Annotated in this window: 7 protein-coding genes; all 7 read left to right on the top strand. The window is 30.1% G+C overall.

Annotated elements, in window-relative coordinates; translation table 11 throughout:
• Nucleotides 1–246: 246 nt before the first annotated feature.
• On the top strand, nucleotides 247–930 hold the full coding sequence (locus tag VLC96_RS18970) for a hypothetical protein (protein ID WP_325265434.1): 684 nt from the start codon (nucleotides 247–249) through the stop codon (nucleotides 928–930).
• Nucleotides 893–1057 (top strand): hypothetical protein, encoded by a 165-nt coding sequence (locus tag VLC96_RS18965; protein ID WP_325265432.1) that lies wholly within the window; start codon nucleotides 893–895, stop codon nucleotides 1055–1057. Before VLC96_RS18970 ends, VLC96_RS18965 begins: the two co-directional genes overlap by 38 nt.
• Nucleotides 1058–1200: 143 nt before the next feature.
• A complete protein-coding gene (locus VLC96_RS18960) occupies nucleotides 1201–2217 on the top strand; it encodes an FRG domain-containing protein (RefSeq protein WP_325265430.1) in 1017 nt (338 codons plus the stop codon).
• A 278-nt stretch (nucleotides 2218–2495) separates the two neighbouring features.
• A complete protein-coding gene (locus VLC96_RS18955) occupies nucleotides 2496–2906 on the top strand; it encodes a hypothetical protein (protein ID WP_325265429.1) in 411 nt (136 codons plus the stop codon).
• 2 nt (nucleotides 2907–2908) lie between these two features.
• The gene (locus tag VLC96_RS18950) at nucleotides 2909–3529 is read left to right on the top strand and encodes a hypothetical protein (protein WP_325265427.1); all 621 of its coding nucleotides are present in this window, start codon (nucleotides 2909–2911) and stop codon (nucleotides 3527–3529) included.
• Nucleotides 3530–3695: 166 nt separating this feature from the next.
• On the top strand, nucleotides 3696–4385 hold the full coding sequence (locus VLC96_RS18945; RefSeq protein WP_325265425.1) for a hypothetical protein: 690 nt from the start codon (nucleotides 3696–3698) through the stop codon (nucleotides 4383–4385).
• A gap of 145 nt (nucleotides 4386–4530) precedes the next feature.
• Nucleotides 4531–5091: a hypothetical protein gene (locus VLC96_RS18940; protein WP_325265424.1), complete on the top strand. Its 561-nt coding sequence runs from the start codon at nucleotides 4531–4533 to the stop codon at nucleotides 5089–5091.
• Nucleotides 5092–5131: the final 40 nt, after the last annotated feature.

Genomic DNA, 5131 nt, shown 5'->3' with positions numbered 1-5131 from the left:
TCTACAATTGATATGGTCAATTGGCTTAATTGTGGTTAACAAACGTAATTTCGACAAAACAAGCCTCCAGTAACAGCTACTACAACGGATTTGGGCAATTGGCTTAATGGAAAGATGGTTTTGTATTTGGGAAGATTTGGCAAATCCGAAGAATGGGCTTAATTTAATCCCAAACCCGCTGTAGTACCAGAACGTTGGCAGTAATTGACCCTCGGGCAACGAAAAAATTGATAATAATAAAACCAAATGGAGGAATACATCTTTAATTTTATTAGTGCAATTATTGGTGGATTAATTGTTTGGTTAATTCAGCAATTATATCAAAATAAAAAAGAGCGTAAAAATAATGAATTAATTAAAGCTCATCATATTGATAAAATCATCGATAAGAATATGCTTAATAGTTTGAAACCCGGAACAAACCTTGCAGTAATGTTTGATGTTTTAGGTATACCTCAAAAAAAATTCATAAAAGACGAATTAGTCTATCAAGAAGATATTATTGAAACCAACTCATATATTTATATTTTTAAAAATGCTGATATAAAAATAACATCAAAAGACAATCAAACAATAGATTCGGTTACTTTACTTGCAAATGATAAAACTTTTGATATTTCAAACTTTGTGTCTCATTTGAATTTAAATTCGGAAGTATTAAATAAAGCTCGTGTAAATAATAATTTAATACTGGATTCAAAGTCAACCTTTATCGCTTCAAGACATGACTATTCTTTTGCGTTTAATTACAGCATCGGAAATCCTTTTTCTTTAGACATTACATTATTTGGAAAAAGCGAAAATGGCTGGCATAATTATTTTGATGATAAAGACCCCAATTTATTTCTGAATGGCTTAATTACTGGAATTTGTCTATCAAAATATATGTCAGATGAATCTTTCTATATACATCAATACGAACTACGATAAAACACAACTACTGCCAACAGCCACTACAACGGATTTGGGCAATTGGCTTAATGGAAAAATGGTTTTGCATTTGGATGATTTGGCAAATCCGAAAATAGGGCTTAATTTAGTCCCAAACCCGCTGTAGTGCCAGAACGTTACCAGTAATTCCAAATATTCACGGTTAAAAACAGACTCTCTCAGCTAACGAAAGAAAGTAGAAATTTGGTAAAAATTAGAAATACTTAAATTGTAAATAATTTATTTTAAAACATTAAGAAGAAATAACAAATGGCAGAGTTACCAATATATAACAACCTTGAAGAAAAGCGTAATTTCTTCAGCAATGGAAACAAAGAAAGTTTTATAATTGATACAAAAACAGCTTTGGACAAATGGTTTACCGATGTTCAAGAAGAAGAAAAACAAGAAACTGAAATTGATGCTACTGCTTGGATTTATAGAGGAATGACGGAAGCGAAATATAAACTTTTGACTTCATCTCAACGACTTTGGATTACGAATGAAATGCAACAATGGGCAAATAAAAGTTACATTGAATTTATTAGTGACTTAGTAAACAAAGCAAATGGAAATACACTAATCAAAAAAGTGTTTGACCTTTATAGTTATTCAAGAAGCGATAGAGAATTTCCGATTTTAAGTTTACTCCAACATTATGGAGCACCGACACCATTAATGGATTGGTCATATAATAATAATGTTGCTTTCTTTTTCGCAACTGACGGACTTAAAAAGAAAGAAGAACCAAAAGAACAAATTGACGATTATTTTTCTGTATATCGCATAAATAAAAGAAAATACAAAAAAGAATTACTAAATATTATTGATTTTATACCCAAAGAACTTTACCCCGACATAAAGACATTTAGTGACTTCGGTGACGATAATGGAAATCCTAAATCAAATGGTATTTTTTACATTTCAGACTTTGAAAGAAAAGGTGAATCTTCGGGAGAGACAAACCCTTATGGAAGTTTAAAGATTAGAACTAGAAAACCTCTAACATCCATTTATAATCAGAATATAATTCCGCAAGAAGGACTTTTTATTTTCAATCCTTTTAGTGGAAAGACACTTGAAGAAATTTTTAATCCAGACTTCAATAAGAGCGGTTGGAATTTAGCATTAACACCTTTTGATTGTTTTAACATTCATAAAGACTTAGCTGAATATTTGAAGAGAAAAATTGATGTTCGTTTTAAAATAAATAAAGGTTTTATATATCCTAACCTTAATGACGAAGCGAAAAAAATAAAAGAAACTACTTTGAACGGACTAATATAAAGAACTACTGGTAACAGCCACTACAACGGATTTGGGCATTAGGCTTAATAGAAAGATGGTTTTGTACTTGGAATGATTTGACAAATCCGAAAATAGGGCTTAATTTAGTCCCAAACCCGCTGTAGTGCCAGAACGTTATGTGAGATTATTTCAGAACCGAAGTGCTAAAAACATAAACCATTAAAAAATTGATTGTCTGCTGAAACATAAGAATTGTAAGGAACTTTTAATTGTTTGTTATCGTAAATCATAAAAAAAATATTAAACACACAAATATAATGAGTAAAACTATAGAAATTAAGAAGACAGCTTTGCAAAATTTATTTTTATCATTTTTGATAGGTTTTGGAGTTTTGTTTGGCGTAGAACATTTAGGAAAGTTTAGTTATATTCCTGAAGTTGAAAGAAATATTAATGAAAAACCTTCTTTAGTTTCTTATGTTAGTGGTGATGCAAACGTAGCATCAATATCTTTTGAATCTTATTTTGGAGAAACCATAACTACAGGTGGAAATGGTTTCAAAGTTATTGACGTTGGATATAATGGTGGCGAATTTTATAATTATAAAAATAAACTTTATTATATAACAGAAGCTTTTAAAAAGGATTCTAAATATGGTATTTTATTTTCTTTCATTATTTTTGGGATTTTTACATTTTTTTCCAATTTTAATATAAAATTTAGCTGATTATGAAATATCTTTCTCTTTTAATTATTTCAATTACTATGGTTTCCTGTTTAACTGAACCCAAAAAAGAAGGAACTACAGGGTTCGAATCCAATGCCGTAGATGTCATAAGTTCGGGGTCACCAGTGGTTGATAGCGAGAAAAGCGTCGACACATTATCGATAGTTGAAAATAAAACGATAAAAAACACTATTGTTCTTTTTGATAATGTTAATGATATCTATCCTGGAGAAACTTCGTTAAATGAAGTTAAAGCAATTATGGGAGAACCAGATTTTATCGACCAAACAAAAATTGAAGTTTACAACGGACATATTTCGGGAGGAGACAAATTAGTCAAATATCTAAAAAATGGAATAATGCTCATTTTTGAAAGAGAAGATGTAAATATGAGTGTAGTTGACGCGGTTTTGGTTGAAAAAGGTTTTGATGGGATTTCTGAAGAAGGAATTTATCTAGGAATGACAAAAGAAAATTGTTTAGCAATCCTTAATAAAAAATATTTTTTAGAAGATGATATGGGTGGTGAATCAATGTTTTATTCAGAAAAAGAGGGTGCAGAAGGTGATTTGCAAATTTGGTTTAAAAATGGAAAATTGGATAAATTAAAAATTTTTAAATAAATTTCAAGAATAACCTCACATAACAGCCACTACAACGGATTTGGGCATTTGGCTTAATGGAAAGATGGTTTTGTACTTGGGATGATTTGGCAAATCCGAAAATAGGGCTAAATTAGTCCCAAACCCGCTGTAGTGCCAAGACGTTAGCTGTAATTTTAGAAAAAAAATGGTCGATAAGAAAGATATTGAAAAATTAATTATTCAAAATAAAAAAAGCAATCTTATAACTCATTTTAAAGATTCGCAATCGTATAATACTACAAAATACAGTGGCGAAATTAGAGATAAAGAAATATTAATTTGGAGATCTGCATACTTTATTAGAGGTGACTACCCAATATTTCATTTAACTTTTGACGACAATAATAAATTGAAAGAAATCAAAATGGAAAAAAATCCATTTAATATTTTTTTAGACAGAGTAACTATCTTAGTATTACTTATATTAATAATAACAGTATTTATTTCAACTAACTTAAAAACTACATTTTTTGCAATTCTTGCAATTACTATAATTGGATTTTTAATGCGATTACTGCTTGCAAAATCTAAAATATTTGAAACTAAAATTTTGATTGAAGAGTTAAAAAAAACAATAAATAATTTAGATGAATTAAATACTTCCAAACAGAAAAAAGACCAAAATTCAGAAAATGAAAAAGTTAATGAATGGTCTTTTTCAAAGATAATGTCAAGAATCCTAATTTATCCATTTTGTGTAATTCTTATTTGGTTAGCGCTTACACTTATGATACCGGAAGGGAAAATTATAGAAGGAATATTTGCAATCATTGTAGCTTTAGCATATCCAATTTCTGACTTACTTATAATAATAAATAAAAAAAACTACAGCTAACAGCCACTACAACGGATTTGGGCAATTGGCTTAATGGAAAGTTGGTTTTGTATTTGGAAGATTTGGCAAATCCGAAAATAGGGCTTAATTTAATCCCAAACCCGCTGTAGTGCCAGAACGTTATGCCCAATTATAAACCGACAGAATGTTAATTGAAAATAAGGGAATAAAGACAAACACTTTTTACGTACCACCGTTCGAGTTGAGCGTTGGAGAAATTGTTGTTTTGCATTTATTCAATGAACAGCACTTCTACCAAACTGAAATGTTTCTAAAAGACATTTTTGGCGGAAAAACGAAAGACGAAAATGTTGTGGTTCATAAAAGCTTGACATTTGTAGAGCATTTTATTCAACCGAAACTTAGACGACTTTTTTATCCAGTCACAGTCGGAGAATACTTGAAAAAGAATGCGAATTTTGACAATCCGTATGCAACAAAAATTTATGAAATTGATTGGATAAATGAAAACACAAAGGTCAATACACTTCCTGGAAATCCAAGACGACTATTAAGTTTATATGCAACACTTTCCAAAACAAACAATATTGTATTTGACTTAGTTACGCAAGACCCGAAAGGAGCCGAAGAAACATATGAAATAGTTAAAGATGTAGTGAAAAATGGTGGTTCAGCAATTTTACTTGACGGCTTTGAAAATCTGAAAAATGACTGTTCAAAATATATTGAATTACAATGGACGTAAGAATAACTGGGCATAACAGCCACTACAACGGATTTGGGCA

Source organism: Flavobacterium sp. (assembly GCF_035456085.1).
GTDB lineage: Bacteria > Bacteroidota > Bacteroidia > Flavobacteriales > Flavobacteriaceae > Flavobacterium.
This window is presented reverse-complemented; position numbering and strand designations above follow the sequence as displayed.

Excerpts from the sequence above, each read along its gene's own strand:
- VLC96_RS18970 (WP_325265434.1), top strand. The coding sequence starts at position 247 with ATGGAGGAATACATCTTTAATTTTATTAGTGCAATTATTGGTGGATTA.
- VLC96_RS18965 (WP_325265432.1), top strand. The coding sequence starts at position 893 with ATGAATCTTTCTATATACATCAATACGAACTACGATAAAACACAACTA.
- VLC96_RS18960 (WP_325265430.1), top strand. The coding sequence starts at position 1,201 with ATGGCAGAGTTACCAATATATAACAACCTTGAAGAAAAGCGTAATTTC.
- VLC96_RS18955 (WP_325265429.1), top strand. The coding sequence starts at position 2,496 with ATGAGTAAAACTATAGAAATTAAGAAGACAGCTTTGCAAAATTTATTT.
- VLC96_RS18950 (WP_325265427.1), top strand. The coding sequence starts at position 2,909 with ATGAAATATCTTTCTCTTTTAATTATTTCAATTACTATGGTTTCCTGT.
- VLC96_RS18945 (WP_325265425.1), top strand. The coding sequence starts at position 3,696 with ATGGTCGATAAGAAAGATATTGAAAAATTAATTATTCAAAATAAAAAA.
- VLC96_RS18940 (WP_325265424.1), top strand. The coding sequence starts at position 4,531 with ATGTTAATTGAAAATAAGGGAATAAAGACAAACACTTTTTACGTACCA.